The sequence below is a fragment of the Vibrio sp. V01_P9A10T6 genome, assembly GCF_963877065.1.
GTDB lineage: Bacteria > Pseudomonadota > Gammaproteobacteria > Enterobacterales > Vibrionaceae > Vibrio > Vibrio anguillarum.
This window is the reverse complement of the sequence record NZ_CAWNTB010000145.1, coordinates 1-24,176: the sequence shown is the minus strand read 5'-3', so window position 1 is coordinate 24,176 and position 24,176 is coordinate 1. Positions and strand designations below refer to the sequence as shown.

General features: G+C 45.3%; 19 protein-coding genes and 1 tRNA gene. 8 read left to right on the top strand and 12 right to left on the bottom strand.

Features of this window, described 5'->3' with window-relative positions:
- Positions 1 to 8: 8 nt before the first annotated feature.
- A complete protein-coding gene (locus AACQ21_RS08320; protein WP_105977601.1) occupies positions 9 to 755 on the top strand; it encodes a 1-acylglycerol-3-phosphate O-acyltransferase in 747 nt (248 codons plus the stop codon).
- 8 nt (positions 756 to 763) lie between these two features.
- Here the strand turns inward: AACQ21_RS08320 and AACQ21_RS08315 are convergent, their stop codons facing one another.
- From AACQ21_RS08315 to AACQ21_RS08285, 7 genes are all read right to left on the bottom strand, one after another.
- Positions 764 to 1,711: a sensor histidine kinase gene (locus tag AACQ21_RS08315; RefSeq protein WP_105977600.1), complete on the bottom strand. Its 948-nt coding sequence runs from the start codon at positions 1,709 to 1,711 to the stop codon at positions 764 to 766.
- Positions 1,704 to 2,255: a heme NO-binding domain-containing protein gene (locus AACQ21_RS08310; protein ID WP_013855985.1), complete on the bottom strand. Its 552-nt coding sequence runs from the start codon at positions 2,253 to 2,255 to the stop codon at positions 1,704 to 1,706. Before AACQ21_RS08310 ends, AACQ21_RS08315 begins: the two co-directional genes overlap by 8 nt.
- Positions 2,256 to 2,445: 190 nt before the next feature.
- Positions 2,446 to 2,835, bottom strand: coding sequence for a RidA family protein (locus AACQ21_RS08305; RefSeq protein WP_013855986.1), 390 nt, complete (start codon positions 2,833 to 2,835; stop codon positions 2,446 to 2,448).
- 119 nt (positions 2,836 to 2,954) lie between these two features.
- The gene (pyrI, locus tag AACQ21_RS08300; RefSeq protein WP_010318833.1) at positions 2,955 to 3,422 is read right to left on the bottom strand and encodes an aspartate carbamoyltransferase regulatory subunit; all 468 of its coding nucleotides are present in this window, start codon (positions 3,420 to 3,422) and stop codon (positions 2,955 to 2,957) included.
- A gap of 16 nt (positions 3,423 to 3,438) precedes the next feature.
- Entirely contained in the window at positions 3,439 to 4,368 is a 930-nt protein-coding gene (gene pyrB, locus AACQ21_RS08295; protein ID WP_081245156.1) for an aspartate carbamoyltransferase, read from the bottom strand.
- A gap of 335 nt (positions 4,369 to 4,703) precedes the next feature.
- Complete coding sequence (gene argF / locus AACQ21_RS08290) at positions 4,704 to 5,708, bottom strand: ornithine carbamoyltransferase (protein WP_013855990.1); 1,005 nt, start codon at positions 5,706 to 5,708, stop codon at positions 4,704 to 4,706.
- A 116-nt stretch (positions 5,709 to 5,824) separates the two neighbouring features.
- The gene (locus tag AACQ21_RS08285) at positions 5,825 to 7,201 is read right to left on the bottom strand and encodes a PhoH family protein (RefSeq protein ID WP_088729158.1); all 1,377 of its coding nucleotides are present in this window, start codon (positions 7,199 to 7,201) and stop codon (positions 5,825 to 5,827) included.
- Positions 7,202 to 7,635: 434 nt separating this feature from the next.
- On the opposite strand from AACQ21_RS08285, the gene rapA reads away from it, so the two are divergent.
- Entirely contained in the window at positions 7,636 to 10,545 is a 2,910-nt protein-coding gene (gene rapA / locus AACQ21_RS08280) for an RNA polymerase-associated protein RapA (RefSeq protein WP_013855992.1), read from the top strand.
- A gap of 76 nt (positions 10,546 to 10,621) precedes the next feature.
- Here the strand turns inward: rapA and AACQ21_RS08275 are convergent, their stop codons facing one another.
- A complete protein-coding gene (locus AACQ21_RS08275) occupies positions 10,622 to 11,893 on the bottom strand; it encodes an NRAMP family divalent metal transporter (RefSeq protein ID WP_105977599.1) in 1,272 nt (423 codons plus the stop codon).
- A gap of 248 nt (positions 11,894 to 12,141) precedes the next feature.
- Between AACQ21_RS08275 and AACQ21_RS08270 the strand changes: the two genes are divergently transcribed.
- Both AACQ21_RS08270 and AACQ21_RS08265 read left to right on the top strand, forming a co-directional pair.
- The gene (locus AACQ21_RS08270) at positions 12,142 to 12,879 is read left to right on the top strand and encodes an RluA family pseudouridine synthase (RefSeq protein WP_105977598.1); all 738 of its coding nucleotides are present in this window, start codon (positions 12,142 to 12,144) and stop codon (positions 12,877 to 12,879) included.
- A 29-nt stretch (positions 12,880 to 12,908) separates the two neighbouring features.
- A complete protein-coding gene (locus AACQ21_RS08265; RefSeq protein WP_105977597.1) occupies positions 12,909 to 13,871 on the top strand; it encodes a D-2-hydroxyacid dehydrogenase in 963 nt (320 codons plus the stop codon).
- Positions 13,872 to 13,937: 66 nt separating this feature from the next.
- Here the strand turns inward: AACQ21_RS08265 and AACQ21_RS08260 are convergent, their stop codons facing one another.
- From AACQ21_RS08260 to pepA, 3 genes are all read right to left on the bottom strand, one after another.
- Positions 13,938 to 16,799, bottom strand: coding sequence for a valine--tRNA ligase (locus AACQ21_RS08260; protein WP_047691075.1), 2,862 nt, complete (start codon positions 16,797 to 16,799; stop codon positions 13,938 to 13,940).
- A 94-nt stretch (positions 16,800 to 16,893) separates the two neighbouring features.
- The gene (locus AACQ21_RS08255; RefSeq protein WP_013855996.1) at positions 16,894 to 17,343 is read right to left on the bottom strand and encodes a DNA polymerase III subunit chi; all 450 of its coding nucleotides are present in this window, start codon (positions 17,341 to 17,343) and stop codon (positions 16,894 to 16,896) included.
- A gap of 67 nt (positions 17,344 to 17,410) precedes the next feature.
- Positions 17,411 to 18,919: a leucyl aminopeptidase gene (gene pepA, locus AACQ21_RS08250; RefSeq protein ID WP_010318842.1), complete on the bottom strand. Its 1,509-nt coding sequence runs from the start codon at positions 18,917 to 18,919 to the stop codon at positions 17,411 to 17,413.
- Positions 18,920 to 19,108: 189 nt separating this feature from the next.
- Here pepA and lptF point away from each other — a divergent pair, with 189 nt between their 5' ends.
- Both lptF and lptG read left to right on the top strand, forming a co-directional pair.
- Positions 19,109 to 20,209 (top strand): LPS export ABC transporter permease LptF, encoded by a 1,101-nt coding sequence (gene lptF / locus AACQ21_RS08245; protein WP_013855997.1) that lies wholly within the window; start codon positions 19,109 to 19,111, stop codon positions 20,207 to 20,209.
- 3 nt (positions 20,210 to 20,212) lie between these two features.
- Complete coding sequence (lptG, locus tag AACQ21_RS08240) at positions 20,213 to 21,283, top strand: LPS export ABC transporter permease LptG (RefSeq protein WP_013855998.1); 1,071 nt, start codon at positions 20,213 to 20,215, stop codon at positions 21,281 to 21,283.
- Between the two features lie 62 nt (positions 21,284 to 21,345).
- On the opposite strand, the gene AACQ21_RS08235 is transcribed toward lptG, so the two are convergent.
- Positions 21,346 to 21,867: an RDD family protein gene (locus AACQ21_RS08235; RefSeq protein ID WP_105977596.1), complete on the bottom strand. Its 522-nt coding sequence runs from the start codon at positions 21,865 to 21,867 to the stop codon at positions 21,346 to 21,348.
- 153 nt (positions 21,868 to 22,020) lie between these two features.
- Here AACQ21_RS08235 and AACQ21_RS08230 point away from each other — a divergent pair.
- Positions 22,021 to 22,105 (top strand) — tRNA-Leu (locus AACQ21_RS08230).
- Positions 22,106 to 22,353: 248 nt separating this feature from the next.
- Positions 22,354 to 23,604, top strand: coding sequence for an HD-GYP domain-containing protein (locus AACQ21_RS08225; protein WP_017045406.1), 1,251 nt, complete (start codon positions 22,354 to 22,356; stop codon positions 23,602 to 23,604).
- Positions 23,605 to 24,176 lie beyond the last annotated feature (572 nt).

Below are 24,176 nucleotides of genomic sequence, written 5' to 3'. Positions count from 1 at the left end.
GAACTGAAATGATTGCTCTTTTGCGTCTATTGGCAGTCGCACTGTTTGCCATTGTGATGTTTGTTTTTGGATGTGGTTACTGCTTACTTAGTCCACGCAATCCAAAACATGTATTTACGTTTGGGCGTTTATTCGCCCGTATGTCAAAATTGATGGGTATTAAATTAGAACTGCGTATCCCAGAAGATGCTTATCAACGCGGCCAGCACATCTACATTGCTAATCATCAAAATAACTGTGATCTGTGTACTGTTGCTGCGGCGGTAACGCCGAAAGTCGTGACAGTAGGGAAAAAAAGTTTAGTTTGGACACCTGTGTTTGGTCAGTTGTATTGGTTAGCAGGGAATATTTTAATTGATAGATCCAATCGCAACAAAGCCAAAGGCACCATTGATCAAGTTGTCGATAGCATAAAAACCAGTGATGTGTCTGTGTGGATGTTTCCAGAAGGTACTCGCTCGCGTGGCCGTGGCATGTTGCCCTTTAAAATGGGTGCATTTCATGCGGCAATTGGCGCAGGTGTACCGATTATCCCTATCGTTTGTAGCTCAACTAATGATATTAAGCTGAACCGTTGGGACAATGGTCATGTGATTGTTGAGATGCTGCCACCGATCAGTATTGAAGGATATGGAAAAGAAAATTTACGGGAATTAGCGACATTATGCCGTGAGCAGATGATGGCCAAATTAGCGCAGCTGGATGAAGAGGTCGCGATGCTTGATGGTAAGCAGCTCACATCACGCAGTCAGTAACTGCTTTACTAAATGGTGGGAAAAAGAAGTATGAAGGTGGTGCCTTGTTCCACTTCAGATTCGACCTGCATTTTCCCACCATGCTTTTCAACAATACTGTATGAAATCGATAAACCCAAACCCGTCCCTACGCCGACAGGTTTGGTGGTGAAGAAAGGATCAAACACCTTGTTGATGATGTCTTGATTCATGCCATGCCCATTATCTGCCACTGTCACCCTCACCCAGCGTTTCCCTTTTTCGACCACAGAATCTGTGCTAATCGTTAACTTTCCTTGTGCTTCGCAAGCGTGAGAGGCGTTAATAAATAGGTTCATAAACACTTGCTGTAGCTCTGCTGATATCCCATTGATTTTCGGCAAAGCCTCATCCAATCGCTGCTCGATCTCCATCGTATATTTAAATTGGTTCCAGACCATGTGTAGTGTTGATTCAATACACGAATTTAACTCACACTCGACAAATCGGCCATCACTGGAGTGAGAAACGCTTTGTAGGCTAGTGACAATGTCTTTTACGCGGAGCAATCCACCCGAAGTCTCTTGAAGCATGTCAGTTAAATCACTTTCGACAAAACCAATATCATGGCGTTGATAATAATCTTGATAATTGCGGTAAAAATCCGTGTTAGCAATTTCGGCTTTGTGCTGGGCTACCAAAGCGACAATTCCTATATAGGCGTGAGAGTAATCACGCAGCGTATTTAAATTACTCAGACAAAAACCGATTGGGTTATTGATCTCGTGAGCAACGCCAGCCGCCAGCAGACCGACGGAGGCCATTTTTTCTGATTGTACAAGCTGTGCTTGCGCGCTATGAAGTTGATCTAGAGTCTCTTGCAGCTCTAAAATTTTATCGTAGAGCTCGCGGCTTTTTTCTTGCAGTAACCGCTCTGCCAGCAAACGAGCCTGACGCTCACGCTCATAAATGCGTTGGTATTGCTCTATTTCACTCATGTTTACCCTTAAAGGTGACAACAATTTCACAAAATGAAGCACCATGATGCATGCATTGGGGCTGCTCGATTTCGACTTCTTCACCAAATTGTTCTGAAGCGCCGATGATGAGTCCTTCCGCCGCAGCGCACAATTTTCTTTTCGAGGTGTAATACATGGTTAATCGATCGCCCTCGCTTTTACATTGAAATTGCGGCAAATAGGCATCAGGGTAGAGCCGCTTCACTTCTTTATGGATCACTTGATCGACCGAAATCAAAAACTCTAATAAGTTGTTTTTATTTGGATAATTTTCAGGAAGGCTGTTGTACAGGCGAGAAAATAGGTATTGCCCATAAAGCCGGACTAAATCATCGGTGGGGATGTTTTTCTGCTCGCTCAAATAAGCCACCATTGCAAGCAGTTCGTCATCGGAGTATTGCTCTCCAGCGGTGTAGATGCCTTGAGAGCTAGGTTTTAAATCCTCGAGCATTTGATCCCAAAACAGTGCGCCAAATTTTTCGATGACTAAATCAGAAAGAACGGTATAGATAATCCCTTGCATCTCACTACCTCGAACGGTTCAAAAGTATGATAAGTGTTGGTGACTAACCCTAAAGTAGCAAGTGTGAGGTGTAAAAATTGATTTTTTGGATTAAACAAAAACCTCGAACGGGGTTCGAGGTTTGAAAAAGCACATTCACGTCAGAGTGGCATGCTGGTGGTGCTTACACTGTGCTGATTATGAGCAATGCTTACTTACGTACCGCAATCGCTTCAATTTCAATACCCACATCTTTAGGTAAGCGAGCGACTTCTACGCATGAACGCGCAGGGTAGTTTGCCACGTTATGCTCATCAAAAAATTTACCGTAGACTTCATTCACCGTACCAAAATCATTCAGATCTTTAACAAATACAGTCATTTTTACGATGTCAGAAACCGTTAAGCCAGAAGACTCCACCACGGCTTTTACGTTGTCGAGAGATTGACGAGCCTGCACTGCGATATCTGCTGACACTTCGCCGGTGACTGGGTTGACTGGAATTTGCCCTGAAGTTAGCACCATATTGCCAAGATCGACACCTTGTACATAAGGGCCAATTGCGGCAGGAGCGGATTCGGTATGAAGTACTTTAGTCATGATTGTGTTCCATCTGTTTTTATGTGAAGGGTAGGCGTCAGTTTGCCTTTAAAGAAACGGCAGGTAAAGTGCAAAATGCCCCACTAAAGTGAGGCATCGATAGACTTAAACGGGGTTAATTATGACTCGCGTTCGGTCACAATCTCACGTGAGTAAACTTTCTCACAATACTTACATTTCAAACGAATATCGTTTTTCTTTTCGAAAACCTTAAAGCTGCTTTCGACCGGTTCATTGTGGGAAATACAGTTGCTGTTTGGGCAGGCAAAAACATCATTGATCTGCTCAGGCAGTGTCAACGCTAGCTTTTTCACCACTTGGTAGTTTTCGATTTGGTTGACAGTCGCATGCGGTGCATAAAGTGCTAATTTATTGGCTTGGGCTTCATTAATGAACACATTTTCAATCTTCAGCAGATCTTTTGCGCCCAGCGCGGAAGAGGGTAAATTTAAGCCAATCGTGACACGTTGATGAGAATTGTGCATATCGAATAACTTTAATACTTTAATACCGATTTGTGCAGGAATGTGGTCGATAACCGTGCCGTTTTTAATGGCTTCAACCTGCAATTGAGTCTCTTTAGTCATGGTTGGGGCTCCTTTATTACAGGGTTTCGTTTAACACAAGCGCCAGCAAAGCTTCACGGGCGTAGACCCCGTTTTCTGCTTGTTGGAAGAAGTAAGCGTGCTTCGTTTTGTCCACATCAACGGTGATTTCATCCACGCGCGGAAGCGGATGTAGCACTTTTAAGTTATCGCGCGCACCTTCAAGCATGGCGGCTGTCAAAATGTACGCCGATTTAATGTGCGCGTACTCTGATTCATCAAAGCGCTCTTTTTGGACGCGCGTCATATACAGAATATCTAACTGTGGAATAACGCTTTCCATATCGGTGTGCAGGCTGTACTCAATGCCTACATCATCTAACTCTTCGCAAATATAGTCAGGCATAGCCAGCGCATCCGGCGCAACAAAGAAAAAGCGAATGTGGTTAAATTTAGCCAAAGCTTGGGTTAAAGAATGGACGGTTCGGCCATATTTCAAGTCGCCAACAAAGGCGATATTAATGTTATCTAAACGGTCTTGTGTTTCGGCAATGGTGAACAAATCAAGCAGTGTTTGGGTTGGGTGCTGGTTAGCGCCGTCGCCAGCGTTAATCACAGGAACGCCGTTTGAAAATTCAGAGGCTAAACGCGCTGCGCCTTCTTGGGGGTGGCGCATCACAAACGCATCCACATAAGAGGAGATCACTTGTACTGAATCGGCCAGTGTTTCGCCTTTTTTCGCCAGTGACGTATTGCCACCATTATCAAAGCCAATCACGCTGCCGCCGATGCGTTGAATAGCGGTTTCAAAAGACAAACGAGTACGAGTCGACGGCTCAAAAAAGCAGCTTGCTACCACTTTGTGCTTAATCAGCTCTGGTTTTGGTTCCGCTTTGAGTTGGCCTGCGGTTTTCACAATCAATTCCAGCTCGTCACGAGAGAGCTCCGGAATCGAAATAATGTGCTTTTGATAAAGCGAATTCACCATGGTCGTCTTCCCTATAATTTTCTAGTAGCCATAAAAAAGCCCCCCAATAGGGAGGCTTTAAAAATCAAGAGAGGGGAAAAATAACGCGCCCAGTAAGTCAGCACGCTGACCTACATTGAATCGAATTGCGTTGTAGATGTGAATAACAACGTCCGTTTTCATGGCTACCCCTCAGACAAATTGCTGGGAATTATACGCTTTCATTGTGTGATCGCAAGCGATTACCTCGCAATCCTCTTCATCATTGGCACTGTCGCGGCGTTAGCTGCTTTCACTCACCCGAATCACTTACTCATGTAAGTTCATCGGGCTTCGATCCATTGTTGCCTTGTTTTTTAAGCGCCGAGAGTCGCGACCATCACAGCTTTGATGGTGTGCATGCGGTTTTCAGCTTCATCAAACACAATCGAATATTCAGACTCAAACACCTCTTCGGTGACTTCCAAACCTTTCATACCATATTTTTCCGCCACCTCTTTGCCTACGGTGGTTTCGTCGTTATGAAACGCAGGCAAGCAGTGCATAAATTTTACCTGTGGATTACCAGTTTGCTTAATCACATTCATATTGATTTGGTAAGGCGTCATTAAGGCCACGCGTTCATCCCATGCATCGGCTGATTCGCCCATAGAAACCCAAACGTCGGTATAGAGAAAATCGCATCCTTGCACGCCTTCTTGTACATTTTCAGTGAGCGTGATTTTGGCTCCCGTCTGCTTGGCAATTTCTTGGCAAGTGGTGACAAGTGACGCTTCTGGCCAAAACTGTTTGGGTGCGACGAGGCGAATATCCATGCCCATTTTTGCTGCGCCCACCATCAGTGAATTGCCCATGTTATTGCGTGCATCGCCTAGATAAGCCAGTGACACTTGGTGCAACTGTTTACCACGGCCATGCTCAATCATGGTTAAAAAGTCAGCTAAAATCTGTGTTGGGTGGAACTCGTTGGTGAGCCCGTTCCATACAGGAACGCCAGCATGTGCGCCAAGCTCTTCGACAATTTCTTGTCCAAAACCGCGATATTGGATGCCATCGTACATTCTTCCGAGTACGCGCGCGGTGTCTTTCATCGACTCTTTATGACCAATTTGCGACCCTGATGGCCCGATGTAAGAGACTTGAGCGCCTTGATCAAACGCGGCCACTTCAAATGCACATCGCGTCCGTGTTGAGGCTTTCTCAAAAATCAGCGCAATATTTTTACCCGCTAATCTTTTCTGTTCTGATCCGGCGTATTTCGCTTTTTTGAGATCAGCAGAGAGATCGAGCAGAAATTGGATCTCTTTCGGCGTGAAATCGAGCAGTTTGAGAAAGTTGCGGTTGCGTAAATTGAAAGCCATATCCCAGTCCTAAACGGTGAATGATGAATGGCCTTAGTAAAACATATAAATGCTAAATTTGTGAATAATTATTTTAAAATAAAGACGAGATATTAATAATATCTCGTCTAATGTGACTATAAATTCTCTTCAGCGAATTCGGCCAAGCGGCTGCGAACAACGCCGTTTAAGTGAATGTTGGCGCTGCCTTCAAAGTTTTTAAAGCGCTCAACCATGTAGGTCAAACCCGAGGTCACCGGGGTTAAGTAGTGGGAATCAATCTGCGCTAAGTTACCAGAACAGACAATTTTAGTGCCCTCACCACAGCGCGTGATGATAGTTTTGATTTGAGAAGCGGTTAAATTTTGACACTCATCGAGTAGCACAAAGGCATTTTGGATTGAGCGCCCACGCATAAAGTTGATCGATTTAAACTGGATATTGGCTTTATCGCAGATGTATTTGAGTGAACCTTCGGTGCAGTGATCGTTTTTGTGCAAGGCTTCCAATGTATCCGTAACCGCCGCCAGCCACGGCATCATTTTCTCTTCCTCTGTTCCGGGTAAGAAGCCGATCGATTCTCCGATATCTGGCGTGTTACGGGTGACGATAATCTTATCGAACATCTTCTTCTCAATGGTTTGTTCAAGAGCGGCGGCCATAGCGAGCAGCGTTTTCCCGCTACCAGCGGCTCCGGTTAAAATTACCAAATCAATGCTTGGATCAAGCAAGGCATCAAGAGCCATCGCTTGGTAGATATTTTTCGGGGTGATGTCCCACGCTTTGCGGTGCATCATTCTCTCGCGGCCAATATCAAGCAGCGTAATTTTTTCTGCGTTGATTTCATGCACGCGCGCCGCAAAATCGCTTTCTTCATCAATGACATATTGATTAATAAAGGTCGGATCAAACGGCGCTTTATCTAACGTATGGAAGGCTTTTCCGCCGACGGTTCTACTCTCAACTTCATCGACGTTGTTCCAAAAATTTCCTTCACGAACTTGGAAGCCTTTGGTCAGGTACTGCACATCATCAATCAATTGGTCAGTGCGGTAATCCTCAACATAGCGCACGCCTGCACCTTTAGCGCGCAATCGCATGTTGATGTCTTTGGTGATGAGAACCACAGAACGTGGCGCTCGTTTCGCTTGCAGGTAAAGTACAGCGTTGAGGATACGGTTGTCGCCAGCTTTGTCAGCAAAGGCTTTGACGGTTTCTTGCAACTCAAAGTCGGCAAGGATCGAGATAGTTCCCGTCTTGCTGGCCTCTTTAGAAAATGGAATACCTTCGGTAATTTCGTCTGGGGTGGCATCGTGGAATAAGTGCTCTAAAGCACGAATAGCGACCCGCGCATCTCGTGCAACATCGCGTTTGCTGTCTTTGATCCGGTCAAGTTCTTCAAGAACGGTCATCGGGATGACCACGTCATGCTCTTGGAAGGAGTAAATGGCTAAAGGTTCATGAAGCAGGATGTTGGTATCAAGTACAAACAGTTTCCGATCGGTATCGCCCATAAGCGTCTCCTTGCTGCTGTGCAGCGTGCTTAACAAAAGGTGCTAGCAAGTAGAGGTTATCGATCAATGGATGCCGGTAGTGACTCGATTGCTCGATGACTTACTGCAAGCCTGTGTTGATACTCATTGTCTGTTTGGTCTGCATGCTTCGTGCCAGAGTCATCCTTTTGGCTGGCAAAGCAAGCATCGTTACAACAAGTATAGCAACCTTGTTTACTACAAATGCCACCGATTTCTTACAGTTTGATGTCAACCAAAAGTTGAAGAAAAAAATCTTGGTTATCCTTCGCTTTACACGTGACCTGTATCACGCCATCAAGTAAGATTAGCGACCTTTTTCTGCACCACACTCCAACAACAATCATAATTAGGAGTTGCCTTCACGTGGTAGCAGATCGATACAATCCATTCCAAATAAATAAGGTAGTCGATTCATGAGTTTTGCTTTGGGGCAACGCTGGATAAGCGATACAGAAAGTGATCTTGGTTTAGGTACTGTGGTAGCGCTTGATGCGCGTACTGTGACCTTGATGTTTGCTGCATCAGAAGAAAACCGCGTTTATGCACGCAGTGACGCCCCGGTAACACGAGTGACGTTCAATAGCGGCGATGTGGTTGAAAGCCAAGAAGGCTGGTCGCTACGCGTTGAGCAAGTTGTTGAAGAACAAGGACTACTCACTTATCTCGGTACGCGCGAAGACAACGATGAAAGCGGCGTGGCGCTACGTGAAATTTTCTTAAGCCACCAAATCCGTTTCAACAAACCGCAAGATAAATTGTTCGCAGGTCAAATTGATCGCATGGATAATTTTGTGTTGCGTTATCGCGCCCTGACTAACCAATATCAACAACACAAAAGCCCAATGCGTGGTTTATGTGGCATGCGCGCGGGCCTGATTCCTCATCAGCTTTATATCGCACATGAGGTTGGCCGTCGCCATGCGCCCCGAGTGTTATTAGCCGATGAAGTGGGGTTAGGTAAAACCATTGAAGCGGGGATGATCATTCATCAACAAGTGCTTTCTGGTCGCGCGGAACGTATTTTGATTGTGGTGCCGGAAACCTTGCAGCACCAATGGTTGGTGGAGATGATGCGTCGCTTTAATCTTCATTTCTCCATTTTTGATGAGGAGCGCTGTGTTGAAGCGTTCGCTGAAGCACACAACCCTTTTGATACTCAGCAATATGTGCTTTGTTCGCTCGATTTTCTGCGTAAAAGTCGTCAACGTTTTGAACAAGCACTTGAGGCGGAGTGGGATCTATTGGTGGTGGATGAAGCGCACCATCTAGAATGGAGCCAAGATAAACCAAGCCGCGAATATCAAGTGGTCGAAGGGCTAGCGCAAAACACCCCAGCGGTATTGCTGCTAACGGCAACGCCGGAGCAATTGGGCCGTGAAAGCCACTTTGCGCGTTTGCGTTTGCTCGATCCCGATCGTTTTTACGATTACGAGGCGTTCGTTGAAGAAGAAGAGCAATATGCGCCCGTAGCCGATTCAGTCAGTGCCTTGTTTTCGGGTGAGAAGTTGCAAAACGAAGCCAAAAACCAAATCACTGAGCTACTTTCAGAGCAAGATGTTGAGCCGCTGTTTCGCATTATTGAAAGCGATGCCGATGAAGAGAGCAAAGCCTCTGCTCGCCAAGAGCTGATTGATAATCTGATGGATCGCCATGGCACAGGCCGCGTGCTGTTTAGAAACACCCGCGCTGCGATTAAAGGATTCCCTGTGCGTAATGTGCACTTGATGCCGATGGAAATCCCTGCGCAATATACCACCTCGATGCGAGTGGCTGGCATGATCGGCGGTAAGCTCAGTGCTCAGGCTCGCGCGATGAAAATGCTCTATCCCGAAGAGATTTTCCAAGAGTTTGAAGGCGATGATGCAAGCTGGTGGCAGTTTGACTCTCGCGTGAATTGGCTGCTTGAAAAAGTGAAAGAAAAACGTAGCGAAAAGATTTTAGTGATCGCTTCTCGCGCTAGCACCGCGTTACAACTGGAGCAAGCACTGCGTGAGCGTGAAGGCATTCGCGCCACCGTTTTTCATGAAGGTATGTCGATTTTAGAACGTGATAAAGCCGCCGCTTATTTCGCACAAGAAGAGGGTGGCGCGCAAGTGCTTATCTGTAGTGAAATCGGCTCTGAAGGGCGTAACTTCCAATTTGCTAACCAGTTGGTGATGTTTGATCTGCCGTTTAACCCAGATCTTTTAGAGCAACGCATTGGCCGTTTGGATCGTATTGGTCAACACCGTGATATCGATATCCATGTGCCGTACCTTAAAGGCACATCGCAAGCGATTTTGGCGCGTTGGTTTGATGAAGGCTTGAATGCATTTGCTGAAACCTGCCCAACAGGCCGCGCTGTGTATGATAAATATGCCGATGATCTGATTGACATGCTGGCTTCGGGAAATATCGATACGTTGGATGAGATCATTGAACAGTCAGCAACGCTCAACAAAACGTTGAAGGCTCAGCTTGAACAAGGGCGTGACCGACTGCTTGAAATGCACTCGAACGGTGGCGAAAAAGCATTGAAAATCGTCGAAAGTATAGCATCAACAGATGGCGATACTAACTTGGTTACTTTCGCTTTGAGCTTATTTGATGCGATCGGTTTAAACCAAGATGATCGGGGTGAAAACGCGCTGGTGGTCACACCATCAGAGCACATGATGGTGCCAAGCTACCCCGGTTTGCCGTATGAAGGCGCGACCATCACGTTTGATCGTGATACGGCATTATCGCGTGAAGATATGAATTTCATCAGTTGGGAACACCCGATGATTCAAGGCGGGATCGACCTACTGATGAGCGAAGGCGTGGGAACATCGGCGGTTTCTTTGTTGAAGAATAAAGCTTTGCCTGTTGGGACTTTGCTGCTTGAGTTGATCTATGTGGTGGATGCACAAGCGCCAAAACGCAGTGGTATCAGCCGCTTCCTTCCTCAAACACCAATCCGTTTGATGATGGATGCGCGTGGTAATGATCTCTCTGCTCAAGTTGAGTTTGAAAGCTTCAACCGCCAATTAAGTCCAGTGAATCGTCATTTGGCCAGTAAGCTCGTTACGTCGGTACAAAATGATGTGCATAGCTTAATTGCTGCCAGTGAAAGCCAAGTTGTGAGCCGTGTTGAAGCGATTCGTGAACAAGCGCAAAAAGAGATGCAGTCGAGCTTAAACGGTGAACTGGAGCGCTTATTGGCGCTTAAAGCAGTCAACCCGAACATTCGTGATGAAGAGATCAGCGCGATTGAAGAGCAGATTAACGAGTTAAGCGGTTACATCGGTAAAGCGCAATTCCAACTGGATTCGTTGCGTTTAATCGTTGTGACGCATAACTGATCCCTTTAATTGGCCCTTGTGGCGGACATTAAAAACAACAAAGGCCTTTTTCATAAGGCCTTTGTTTTATCTGCTGTTACATAAGCCACTTCCACCAAATAAACAGCGCTAAAAAGCCAAACAGATAAACAAGCCCTACGATAGATAGTGCTTTGAGTTTTTTTCCTACTGCGAGTTCAGCCGGTAAAGGTGTTTTAGTCACCAGAATATAGTTGAGCAGCGCAAAAATTGGCGTGGTCATAAATGCCATGATCATCGCAAAATTCAGCATTGGCATCAGTGCTGAAGCCCAAAAGGCAATGATGGCCAGCGCTAAAGCCGATACCACGATGACCCAAGCTTGGTAGCAACGTGGGCTTTGGCTCTCTTTGTTTTGCAAAAGACGTTGTGATTCTGCAATCACTCGTGAATAGCCATCAATGACGGTGATGGTGCTGCCAAAAATACAGAAAAAGGCGATCACTGCAATTAAATAACGTGACCACTCACCTATGGTTGAAGCGTACAATCCGACCAATTGATGCGAAAAGCCGACGCCAGATTTCGAGAGCTCAACGCCTGTTCCGTGTAGTACTAAGGCACCGAGCGACAAAAATACAATCGCCAAGATTGCAGTACCGATATAGCCCACATTGAAATCAAATAGTGCGGATTGCGGCGTCACTTGCTGCTCTTGGCATTGACGTTTGAGCCACACCGAAGTGATGCTCGAAATCTCAATGGGTGCGGGCATCCAGCCCATAGTCACCACCAAAAAACCGATCGCGGCGAGTGTCCAAGGTGAAGGCGAAATGGTTTCTACCACTATCTGCGCTGGGGTTGCGACGGCAATCACCACGGCGAGTAAGGTGGCGATTGTCAGTACTGCCATAATCATTTTAGAAAGTGAGTCGAGCGCGCGAAAGTGGCCTGCAAAAAGGATCAGCAAACAAGTGGTCAGTACAATCACGGAAAGAACAATATTGCCCAGCTCAAAAGGGACAAAATAGGCCAGTAAGCTGGCGCTAAACAGCAGTAACGCGGCGGTGTTTATAATGGCCGATACCACGCTTAAGAGGGCAAAAACCCATAGGTAAGCACGCCCGAGATGAGCATAGCCTTGTACTAAACTTTTGCCTGTCCCCATGGTGTATTGAATGCCAGCCTTAAAAAAGGGGTATTTTAATAAGTTGACTAGCAAAATGAGGCCTGCGAGTTGCCAGCCATAAATTGCACCTGCTTGAGTTGACGCGACGAGATGAGAGCCGCCGACGGCTGCTGCTGCCATCATAATGCCCGGCCCGAGTGAACGAAGCAGTTGTAGCAGGGTTAAACGTTTGGCCGATTGATAAGGGACGCTGTGTTCCATTCTTGTTCCTTAGACTTGATGTTGTGTTATTTATAATTTTTGCTTTTGAAGCTGACTTTAATGTCAAGCTCATCAATCAATATCACACCCAGTCAATCTGTCAATTTTAAGTTACATTTCAAGTGATATTTCTAAGCAAGGCTAACTTACTGACGATTTCATGATTTAACGAAACTAAGATTACTCTTCTCTATTGGCTTGGCGGAGAGGTTGGTATAATGCGCCGATTTTTTTAGGAGAAACCTTCGATGGCTATGCTTGAATACACGCCGCCCACAGATCCTTGGATTGATATTGTCTATGAAGATGATCAGATTCTCGCGGTGAATAAACCTTCAGGTCTGCTGTCGGTTCCAGGACGCTTGCCTGAGCATCACGACAGTATGTGGAGTCGTTTGGCTGAGCAATATCCAGAGATCCAAGTTGTGCATCGTTTGGATATGTCGACTTCTGGCTTGATGGTGCTGGCAAAAAATAAATACGCGGAAGGGGCATTGAAAAAGCAGTTTCAATACCGTTTAACGCATAAAATTTATTACGCTCGCGTGTGGGGCGTAATGGAACTTGACGAGGGGGTGGTTGAGTTACCCCTGATTTGCGATTGGCCAAATCGGCCTAAACAGAAAGTCTGCTTTGAAGATGGAAAACCATCAAAAACTTTATATCAAGTAGCGAAAAGAGAAGAAAAAACGACAATTGTACGTCTTCTTCCTGTAACTGGCCGTTCGCACCAATTACGTGTTCACATGCAAGCTTTGGGGTATCCGATTGTGGGTGATGAGTTTTATGCCCCGCAAGAAGCGCAAGATTTTTCCGATCGCTTAGCGTTGCATGCCGCAGAGCTCAGTTTTTATCACCCAAAGAGCCATTGGTTACGTAACCTTTTTGTTACTTGTGACTTTTATCCCGAAGCACAAGAGCAAATTTTGCAACACTTTGATCCTGAGCGAAAATTACCAGATTACAAAACGTTGCCCCGACCTTAGTGTGATGTGGGTGGCGACAAGGAGCTGATATGTCACTACCCACGGTTGTATTTCTCGATAGGGCCACAATCCCTGCTTATATTCGATTGCCGAGCTTACCTTTTGCTCATCATTGGCTTGAATTTGACTTTACTTCTGCCGAACAAGCGCTCGATCGCCTATCTCAAGCCGATATCGTAATCACCAATAAAGTGGTGCTGGATAGAGCGTTACTCTCACAATGTTCGAAATTGCGTTTGATTGCTGTGTCGGCCACAGGCGTCAATAACGTCGATGTCGATTATTGCCGTGAAGCAGGCATCGCACTGGTGAATGTTCAAGGCTACGCCACCCGTTCTGTTCCGGAACATGTAGTTGGGATGATTTATGCCTTAAGGCGTAACCTGTTTGCTTATCATCAAGATATTGCCAATGACGAGTGGCAGCGCAATCAACAATTTTGCTTTTTTACTCATCCGATAGGGGATGTTGCAGGTTCAACGCTTGGTGTAGTCGGGAGTGGCGCGCTCGGACAGGCAACCGCAACGTTGGCACGAGCGATAGGCATGCAGGTGATATTTGCTGAACGAAAGGGGGTAAAGTTATGCCGACAAGGTTTTATGCCCTTTGAACAAATGTTAGCGGAGGCGGATGTTGTGAGCTTACATTGCCCATTGAGCGAGCAAACCCGAAACCTGATAGGTGAGAACGAATTAAAGATGATGAAGCCTAATGCATTGTTGATTAATGCAGGCCGTGGTGGTTTGGTTGATGAGCAAGCACTTGTGACAGCATTGAAATCTGGGCAAATTGCTGGCGCTGGGGTGGATGTATTCAGTCGTGAGCCAGCGGATAAAACAAATCCCTTACTAGCCAATATGGATTTGCCAAATTTGTTGCTCACACCACACGTGGCATGGGGTAGTGACTCCGCTATTTCACAATTGGCAACGATTTTGATGGATAACATTGCCGCGTTTGAGCGTGGAGAGCACAAAAATCGTATCTGCTGATGGCGTGAATAAATAAAAAAGGTCGGTATTTTCACACCGACCTTTTTAATGGTAACGCAATCGCGATTATAGCGCGGCTATTGTCGCTTTCTGTTCTTCCAGTTTAACCAAGGTATCTTGATAGCCATTCAGCTTTTGACGCTCGATAGCGACAACGGCTTCGGGTGCTTTAGCGACGAACCCTTGGTTATTGAGTTTGCCTTCAATGCGTTTGATTTCGCCTTGAGTTTTAGCAATCTCTTTTGCTAAGCGCTCTAGCTCCGCATCTTTATCAATCAAACCAGCCATTGGGATCATCAGCTCAGATTGACCAACCAGCGCCGTTGCACAAGCGGGAGTCTCTTCACCCTCTTCAAGAACGCGTAGTGCCTCCAGTTTAGCCAGTGACAACAGTACCGCTTTGTTCGCTTCTAAACGTGCCACTTCTTGCTTGTTGGCGGCTTTTAACATCACGTTAAGAGGTTTACCTGGGTTGATATCGTACTCGGCACGTAGGTTGCGAATGCTAGTAATAAAGGCTTTCACCCATTCGATATCATCCAGCGCTGCTTGGTTGAAGTTCGCTTCATCGTACTGAGGCAGCGCTTGCAGCATGATGGTATCCCCTTCAACGCCGTCCACTAATGGCTTAATGCTTTGCCAAATAGTTTCAGTGATATACGGGATCACTGGGTGCGCGAGGCGTAATGTTTTCTCTAATACCGTAATTAATGTACGGCGTGTTGCGCGTTGCTGCGCTTCACTGCCTTTCCACAATACGGGTTTAGTCAGCTCTAAGTACCAGTCGCAGAATTGGTTCCAGATGAATTCGTAAAGGGTATTTGCCGCCATATCTAAACGGAAGTTGTTGATATGGTTGTTGAACTCTTTAGCCGTCAATTCAAATTGAGACTCGATCCATTTATCGGCTAACGAATACTCAAGCTCGCTACCTGCGTTAAAGCCACAATCGAGATCTTCGGTATTCATCAACACGTAACGGCTCGCGTTCCAGAGTTTGTTACAGAAGTTGCGGTAACCTTCTAGGCGTTTCATATCCCAGTTGATATCACGACCGGTTGAAGCCATCGCTGCTAGCGTGAAACGCAGTGCGTCGGTTCCATAAGGTTCGATACCATTTTCAAAGGTTTTACGTGTATTTTTCTCGATCTTGGCTGCAAGCTGTGGCTGCATCATGTTGCCACAACGTTTTTCAACCAGAGACTCAAGATCAATACCATCGATCATGTCGATAGGATCAAGCACGTTGCCTTTAGATTTTGACATTTTGTCGCCGTTTTCATCACGGATAAGGCCTGTGACATAAACAGTTTTAAATGGCACTTGTGGTTTACCATTCTCATCTTTACAGAAGTGCATGGTCATCATGATCATGCGTGCAACCCAGAAGAAGATGATGTCAAAACCAGTAACAAGAACGTCAGACGGGTGGAATGTTTTTAGTGCCTCAGTGTTTTCTGGCCAGCCTTGTGTACCAAACGTCCACAGTGCTGACGAGAACCAAGTGTCCAATACATCATCATCTTGGCGCAGTACCACCACTGGGGCTAGGTTGTTTTGTTCGCGCACTTCTTCTTCGCTACGGCCGACATAAACGTTGCCGTCGTTGTCATACCAAGCAGGAATACGATGACCCCACCAAAGTTGGCGTGAGATACACCAATCTTGCACGTCACGCATCCATGAGAAGTACATGTTTTCGTACTGCTTAGGCACAAATTGAATCTCGCCATCTTCAACGGCTTTGGTTGCGACTTCCGCTAGTGGCGCTGTGCGTACATACCATTGGTCGGTCAGCATCGGTTCGATAACCACACCACCACGGTCACCGTAAGGAATGGTGAGGTCGTGATCTTTGATTTCTTCAAGCAGGCCGAGAGCTTCAAATTCAGCTACGATGGCTTTACGTGCCGCAAAGCGCTCCATGCCTTGGTATTTAGCAGGTAGATCGCTGCTGTAAGCGTCACTTGGTTCACCATTGGTGTTGAACACTTCGGCGGCGTCACGAATGTTGGCATCAAAGGTGAAAATGTTGATCATCGGCAGTTGGTGGCGCTTACCGACTTCATAGTCATTGAAGTCGTGAGCAGGGGTGATCTTCACACAGCCTGTGCCTTTTTCCATGTCGGCGTGCTCATCGCCTACGATAGAAATGCGGCGATTGACGATTGGCAACATGATCTCTTTGCCGATCAGAGCTTGGTAGCGTGGATCTTCAGGGTTAACCGCTACGCCTGTGTCACCCAGCATGGTTTCAGGACGAGTGGTCGCAACAACAATGTAGTCTTTACCGTCTGCTGTTTTTACGCCGTCAGCCAGTGGGTAACGGAAGTGCCACATGTGACCTTTGACGTCTTTGTTTTCTACTTCTAGATCAGAAATTGCAGTGTGCAGTTTTGGATCCCAGTTCACAAGACGTTTACCACGGTAGAGTAAATCTTCTTGGTAAAGGCGAACAAACACTTCTTGAACGGCATTGGATAGGCCCGCATCCATAGTGAATCGTTCACGATCCCAGTCAACCGATGCGCCAAGGCGGCGAAGCTGTTTAGTGATGGTGCCACCTGATTCGCCTTTCCATTCCCAAATTTTGTCGATAAACGCTTCGCGACCGTAGTCATGCTTGGTTTTGCCTTCTTCAGCAGCAATTTTACGTTCAACCACCATTTGGGTAGCAATACCGGCGTGGTCTGTACCCACTTGCCATAAGGTATTTTTGCCTTTCATGCGTTCGCAGCGGATCAAAGTATCCATAATGGTGTCTTGGAATGCGTGACCCATATGAAGGCTACCAGTGACGTTCGGCGGTGGGATCATGATGCTGTATGCTTCTTTTGATGTATCACCGTGAGGCTTAAAGTAGCCGTTCTCTTCCCAAGTCTGATACAGAGCTTGTTCGATTGCTGTTGGGTTATATGTCTTTTCCATAGTGCTCTTAAATGGATACTGTGAATGGTTAATCTTAGTCAAACTTCATAAGTGAAGGATCTTGTTAAAGATCGCCTTAACTATAAGGTTTGACCTATGGATGTTGGATCTCGATTGTTTGCAATTGGTAGCCAGCTTGACGGTAGATTTTATACCTTTCGCGTGCTCGTTGCTTTGCTTTTTCTTCGCAGGGGACGAAGTCTACCACCTCAGCAAAGGCGTTCGCAAAGGTTGTATGATTATCCGCCACATTTATTACCAGTTGACGATTCCAATTGGGTTTGACGTTGGGGTAGCCAATCTCGATATGAGTAGAGTATTTCGGGCCTTCACCCACCAGATTGTGCGCGACAAACTGTTCTGCAGGCACTTGCCATAAATGTTCGGCAAACTGTTCAGCGTGAGTTTTATCATCACAATGCAGATAAATTTTTGCCCCTTGTTTGGCGAAGTGATGAGCCAGAAATAGGATATATTGCTCAAAGCCTGCCTGCGTTGCTTGAGGGCTTTCTTCGTTCACAATGTAAAAGGTGGCTCGCTGCATGTTGTCACCTACTATCTAATCGCTCATCAACAAAAAAGGGCCTTGCGGCCCTTTTCACATTTTGAGGTTATTCCTCAGACTCTTGGCCGCTGCGGTTCAATAAGAACTGGACGAGCAATGAGACGGGACGACCTGTTGATCCTTTTGCTGCTCCTGACTTCCATGCCGTGCCAGCAATATCCAAATGCGCCCAGTTATATTTCTTAGCAAATTTAGATAAGAAGCAGCCTGCGGTAATCGTACCACCAGGGCGACCACCGATGTTTGCCATATCAGCAAATGGACTCTTTAGCTGCTCATGGTACTCGTCGGCCATTGGTAGACGCCATGCGCGATCGCTTGCTTGTTCTGAAGCATTAACCAATTCATGCGCTAATGGGTTGTGGTTTGAAACCACGCCACTGATGTGGTGACCTAATGCAATCACACAAGCGCCAGTTAGTGTTGCCACATCTACCACGCAATCGGGTTCAAAACGCTCAACGTAAGTGAGTGCATCACATAGAACTAAGCGACCTTCGGCATCGGTATTGAGTACTTCAACCGTTTGGCCAGACATAGTCGTGAGAATGTCACCAGGGCGATAGGCATTGCTGCCTGGCATGTTTTCACAACCGGCTAAGATACCCACGACATTTAATGGCAATTTCAATTTAGCCAATGCTTTCATTGCGCCAAAGACTGACGCCGCACCGCACATGTCATACTTCATTTCATCCATGCCTTCGCCTGGTTTTAATGAAATACCGCCGGAATCAAACGTTAGGCCTTTACCCACCAACACAATTGGTTTTGCATCTGGATCTGGGTTGCCTTTGTACTCAATGACCGACATCATCGACTCATTTTTTGAGCCACGACCGACGGCGAGATAAGAGGTCATGCCCAACTTTTCCATCTCTTCTTCACCAATGATTTTGGTGGTGACGCTCTCGTAGTCGTCCGCTAAGCGGCGCGCTTGAGATGCAAGATAAGCTGGGTTGGCAATGTTGGGTGGCATATTGCCGAGATCTTTCGACGCTTTCACACCGGATGCAATCGCAAGGCCGTGTGTAATCGCGCGCTCACCTAAGTTAAGCTCACGGCGAGTCGGTACGTTAAAGACAAGTTTGCGCAGTGGGCGGCGAGTCTCAGGTTTCACGCTCTTGAATTGATCAAAGGTGTACAGACCATCTTTCGTTGCTTCAACCGCTTGGCGTACTTTCCAATAAGTATCGCGGCCTTTAACGTGTAGTTCAGTCAGAAAACATACGGCTTCCATTGAACCCGTTTCGTTCAGTGTGCTGATGGTTTTTTGAATGATTTCTTTGTACTGACGTTCGCCTAATTCGCGCTCTTTACCACAACCTACCAGTAAAACGCGTTCAGACAGAACACCAGGGACTTGATGCAGCAGTAGCATCTGGCCGGGTTTACCCTCGAGATCACCACGGCGAAGTAGTGAACTAATATAGCCGTCGCTGATTTTATCAAGCTGCTCTGCTACTGGAGAAAGGCGGCGTGGTTCGAACACTCCAACAACGATACATGCGCTACGTTGTTTCTCTGGACTGCCACTTTTTACACTGAACTCCATGCGTACTCCTACATCCTGAAGACAAATAGAACTAAATGTTAGATAATGCGCTCTTAGTGGTTGAATCCGAGTTTGGATCTACTTTTAATTGAACGCCTAACAGTTAGTGAAAATTTTAAAAATAAAAGGTTCAACGGGAAATTATAGTGATTCAATCAAAAAAACAAGTTTTGTATAGGTAATTTCAGCGTGATTATTGTTAGATATTTGATCCGCGAGACACTCAAGAGCCAATTTGCGATCTTTTTCGTACTGTTTCTCGTGTTTCTTAGCCAACGATTTATTCGTGTTTTGGCTGAAGCTTCCGATGGTGACATTCCGGCACGAATGATCTTATCTATTGTGAGTTTAAATATGCCCGCAATGGGGTTATTAATGCTGCCTTTGAGTTTGTATATCGGCATCTTACTGACTTTTGGGCGTTTGTACGCAGAAAGCGAAATTACGGTGATGAATGCCACTGGTATCGGCAATAAATTTTTGATCCGTGCTGCGCTCTATTTGGCTTTGATCACTTCAGGTGCTGCAGCATTTAACGCATTCTGGTTGGCACCTTGGAGCCAAGACAAAGAAGCACAATTAATGGAGCAGCTCGCAGCAGAAAATAGTGTTGATTTGCTACAGAAAGGACAATTTCAACGCACACCAGATGGTTCCTCAGTAGTTTTCATCGAAAATATTGAAAACAAAAAACTGCATAATGTGTTTGTTGCGCAGCTTGCACCAAAGGATTCGATACTCCCAAGTGTGATGTTCTCTAATTCTGGTGATGTTAAAGAGCTCAGTGATGGCCGTCAGATGATCACCATGTATGACGGGATTCGCTATGAAGGCGTGCCAACACGCGTTGATTATATGATCACAAAATTTGACGAATACGAAGGTTTAATTGGACAGCGTGAAGTTAAACCCAAAGGACGCGATTGGGAGGCGTTACCGACATCCAATCTGCTTTCCAACCCGGATCGAAGAGCGAAAGCTGAGTTGCAATGGCGAATTTCTCTGGTGATTTGTATTCCGTTACTCACCATGCTGGTGGTCCCTTTGTCGGCGGTTAACCCTCGGCAAGGACGCTTTGCGAAAATGGGACCTGCAATCTTAATTTATTTGGCCTATTTTATGGCCATCAGCGCAACCAAGTCCGCCATTGAAGATGGCTCACTTGCTACGGTGATCGGTATGTGGCCAATCAATGCTGCGTTACTTTTGGCGGCGATTTCAGTGAATATCATGGACAGTGTGCCAGTGCGGCGCTTCAAAGATAAACTAAGACTAAAGAAGGCAGCATAACGCGTGTTTAAGATTTTAGATTTATACGTTGGCCGTACTATTGTTGCGACAACCTCGCTAGTGCTGGCGACCTTTGTTGGTTTGTCCGGCATTATCAAATATGTTGAGCAATTGAGAAAAGTCGGGGAAGGAAGCTACGATTTACTGCAAGCTTTACTGTTTGTGGTGTTGAGCATTCCTCGTGATATCGAGATGTTTTTTCCTATGGCCGCCTTACTCGGTGCGTTGATTGGGTTAGGTATGTTGGCATCAAGTTCTGAGCTCGTTGTCATGCAAGCTGCGGGGTTTTCTAAGCTTAATATCGGTATGTCGGTATTAAAAACCGCAGTGCCATTAATGATCATTGTCACCTTGCTTGGCCAATGGGGAGCACCCCAAGCGCAGAAGATGGCGCGAGATCTGCGCGCTTTTTCTCTCTCTGGCGGTAGTATTGTTTCAGTGCGCAGCGGTGTGTGGGCACGCGATGTGAATGATTTTATCTTTATTGGTAAAATTGATGACAACAAACTCTATGGCTTAAATATGTGGCGCTTTGATAACAATAAGAGTTTGCAAAACATCCTTTTTGCCGAAGAGGTGGATTACGATAAAGACAATCAATGGGTAATGAAAAATGTTCAAATCACCGACATGCGCGATGATGTATTGATAACAAAGCAAACATTACCTGAATATCGTTGGACGACTTCATTAGCTCCAGACAAACTAGCAGTCGTCACGGTCAAACCTGAAGAGTTGTCACTGAGTGGCTTGTACGATTATGTCAGCTATTTAAAAACGTCGGAGCAAGATGCTTCACGGTACGATCTGGCATTGTGGCGTAAAATCACTCAACCTTTTTCCATTGCTGTGATGATGCTAATGGCATTATCGTTTATTTTTGGGCCATTGCGCAGCGTTACTATGGGCGCAAGGATTTTGTCAGGCGTGATTGCAGGCTTTACATTTTATATTTCCAGTGAGTTTTTCGGCCCACTGAGTCTTGTTTATGGTATCCCACCAGTGTTTGGTGCCGTCGCACCAAGTTTGGTATTTCTCAGCGTTGCCGTAATGTTGTTAAGACGAAAACTCTAAAAATGACAGGTAAGAACTATCAACAAAAAGGAAGGTTTGTCCTTCCTTTTTGTTATTCCGACTCAATTAACTCTAGGAAGTACCACTACTTTCGTTTTGGCCCAAATATCTTGGAACCCTCTTTTTTGCTGATCAAAGGGTACGGTGAGGTTTGCCAAGCCAAAGCCTGAGGTGAACAAACGTATTAAAGCTTGCGTGGCGCTGATTGAATTTCCATCTTGTTCGTTAATTATCAAAAGTCGCCAAGCACGCATCCCTAATGTCTGGCCTGCTCTTGTCCAGAAAAAGACGAAGAAGTAGACCCAGACAGCGGCAAGGTAAAATGTGTAAACATAGCTCCAAATGGGATGACGAGTGAGAAGGTCGCTGACATCTGCATACGAGCCATAGCCCATCACATTCAACGCAACGAGAGCTTCTAATATAGCAACGACAACACCAGCAGCCATCATCTCAAGAGCAATGATGATTAATGCATCGTAAATGAGCGCACCAAATCGGCGTAGTAATCCGGCAGGCGGTAGAGAAATAGAGTTACTCATCATATCTAAACATCTTTTGTATTCGCGAAATTGCAGCAGCATATAGCCTCGAAGAGGATCTGAAAAGAGAAGAGACGCACAGCTTGAAGGTTTGTGGTGAAAATATCGGCAAACGATTTGTATTTCAATATTTTGTTATTGCGCCAATAACTTTCTTACGTATAATGCCAACCATCAAAGGGCAATGCCCAAGATGCCGGTGTGGTGAAATTGGTAGACACGACGGATTCAAAATCCGTTTCCTTCGGGAGTGGCGGTTCAAGTCCGCCCACCGGTACCATAATTTAAACAACAAAGCCTCGACGAAAGTCGGGGCTTTGTTGTTTTTGTCCTCGAAATAATAGTCCACTATCTTAGATAAATGGGACTCTTTTGATAGCCTTCACATACTTCTATACTGAACAGCGCACATTTCTCGCTTCTAGCCATACACATTTATATCAACACTACTAATATGTAGTTGATGAACTTTTGAGTGGCTTCTTTTAAACTCATTAACTACTTAGTACTTAAGGTGTTATATAAATTGTGGCAAGCATAAAAATCACAGTAGATAGATTGCAGCCTGGCCTGCACATTAAGTTGCCCGTAAAGTGGAACGAACACCCCTTTCTTTTTAATAGCTTTAAGATTAAATCCCAAGAACAGATTCAATTGATAAAACACTTGGGGATTCAACATGTTTATATCAATCCTGCGCAAAGCGATACTCAACCCTTACCTGTCAATACGCAGCCGGAAGCCATAGAAGAATCTTCAGAGATGGAGAGTGAGGCTGAAAAATTGTGGGAAGAGAAGCAGAAACGGATTGAAAAGTTGAACGCATATCGTAGGCGAGTTCTAAACTGTGAAAAAGAGTTTGAGCGTTCTCTATCCCGTATGCGTGCGGTAATGAACAAGATACGCAATCGGCCAGAGGATGCGATAGATGAAGCTTCAATTTTGGTTGAAGATATCGTCGATAAGCTACTGAGTGAAGATAGCGTTACGCTGCATTTAATGAATGGCAAAAGTGAGTTTGAAGACATCTACTTTCATTCACTCAACGTTTCGGTCATTGCAATGATGATAGGAAAAGCGAAAGGGTATGATGCTCAAAAAATCAAAGAACTTGCTTTTGCTGCGCTGTTTCATGATATAGGCAAAATTAAGGTTCCCACCGCGATTGTTAGAAAGAAAACAACACTGACAGAGCCCGAACAAAATTATCTCAAATTACATACTAAGTATGGTTTGGATATTGCGAGTCATATCGATAGCTTTCCAGAAAGTGCAAAGAGAGTAATAGAACAGCATCATGAACTCAATGACGGCAGTGGGTATCCGCTTGGTTTAAAGGAAGCGGCTATTGATGAGCTTTCACAGGTCATTACGGTCGCGAATGTATTTGATAATTTGTGTCATCCCAATATCGTTGCAGAGCAGAAGATTCCTTATATTGCACTTTCCTATATGTATAAGCATTGTAATCATTTATATAGTAACGAAAACTTAAACGTATTGGTTAAATTTATGGGCGTTTTCCCTCCGGGAACCGTTGTTCAGCTTTCTAACAATATGGTTGGGTTAGTCATCTCCGTAAACGCCAGCCACTTACTATATCCTAATGTATTGATTTACGACCCTTCGGTTCCGCGAACCCAAGCGCCCATTATTGATTTAGCTGATCGAGATTTGAAAATTGTTAATGCTATTCTTCCGCATAAACTTCCGGATAAAATCCGAGACTATCTTAACCCACGCTCTAGAATCTCTTATTTCTTCGATAGTGATGAGTAATATGCTTCTTTGTACTGCCTCAGTGCGAGCTCTCATTGACGAAGAAAAGCACGCAATATGAAGTGTGTCACCTCAATGCTCTGGTGATAACAAGGAGATTTAGAGAGGGAAATAGGTCGCTAATTAATCGATATTTAACGCTTTGGTGTCTTTTTGTTCACTTGAGCTATCAGAAGGTACTTTTTTCTAAAAACCGCTTGCACTCATCTTCGTTCTCCCTATAATGCTGCCTCACTGACACGGCACAGCCAGCAAGGGTTCAAGCCCAACCAGCAGCCAATCAGTAGGTCAAATCAGTAAGACGAAATAATCGATAAAGTGTTTGACACTTAAGGTTATATCGCTAGAATGTTCGTCCGCTTTGAATGCTTTTAGATAAGCATCCAAGCAAGCTCTTTAACAATATAAACCTATCAATCTGTGTGGGCACTCGTTGATGATAATCAAAAAAGATTTATCAATGAACTGAGTGACCAATCAGAATCAAGTTTACTTGATTTTGGCACAGTCAATTCATTGTTGTTCTGTTGGAACAACAATAGCTTTAAAATTACTTTTTTACTTTCGAGTAA

Coding starts and splice junctions, on each gene's coding strand:
- AACQ21_RS08320 (WP_105977601.1), top strand. CDS start 9: ATGATTGCTCTTTTGCGTCTATTGGCAGTCGCACTGTTTGCCATTGTG.
- AACQ21_RS08315 (WP_105977600.1), bottom strand. CDS start 1,711: ATGAGTGAAATAGAGCAATACCAACGCATTTATGAGCGTGAGCGTCAG.
- AACQ21_RS08310 (WP_013855985.1), bottom strand. CDS start 2,255: ATGCAAGGGATTATCTATACCGTTCTTTCTGATTTAGTCATCGAAAAA.
- AACQ21_RS08305 (WP_013855986.1), bottom strand. CDS start 2,835: ATGACTAAAGTACTTCATACCGAATCCGCTCCTGCCGCAATTGGCCCT.
- pyrI (WP_010318833.1), bottom strand. CDS start 3,422: ATGACTAAAGAGACTCAATTGCAGGTTGAAGCCATTAAAAACGGCACG.
- pyrB (WP_081245156.1), bottom strand. CDS start 4,368: ATGGTGAATTCGCTTTATCAAAAGCACATTATTTCGATTCCGGAGCTC.
- argF (WP_013855990.1), bottom strand. CDS start 5,708: ATGGCTTTCAATTTACGCAACCGCAACTTTCTCAAACTGCTCGATTTC.
- AACQ21_RS08285 (WP_088729158.1), bottom strand. CDS start 7,201: ATGGGCGATACCGATCGGAAACTGTTTGTACTTGATACCAACATCCTG.
- rapA (WP_013855992.1), top strand. CDS start 7,636: ATGAGTTTTGCTTTGGGGCAACGCTGGATAAGCGATACAGAAAGTGAT.
- AACQ21_RS08275 (WP_105977599.1), bottom strand. CDS start 11,893: ATGGAACACAGCGTCCCTTATCAATCGGCCAAACGTTTAACCCTGCTA.
- AACQ21_RS08270 (WP_105977598.1), top strand. CDS start 12,142: ATGGCTATGCTTGAATACACGCCGCCCACAGATCCTTGGATTGATATT.
- AACQ21_RS08265 (WP_105977597.1), top strand. CDS start 12,909: ATGTCACTACCCACGGTTGTATTTCTCGATAGGGCCACAATCCCTGCT.
- AACQ21_RS08260 (WP_047691075.1), bottom strand. CDS start 16,799: ATGGAAAAGACATATAACCCAACAGCAATCGAACAAGCTCTGTATCAG.
- AACQ21_RS08255 (WP_013855996.1), bottom strand. CDS start 17,343: ATGCAGCGAGCCACCTTTTACATTGTGAACGAAGAAAGCCCTCAAGCA.
- pepA (WP_010318842.1), bottom strand. CDS start 18,919: ATGGAGTTCAGTGTAAAAAGTGGCAGTCCAGAGAAACAACGTAGCGCA.
- AACQ21_RS08235 (WP_105977596.1), bottom strand. CDS start 21,867: ATGCTGCTGCAATTTCGCGAATACAAAAGATGTTTAGATATGATGAGT.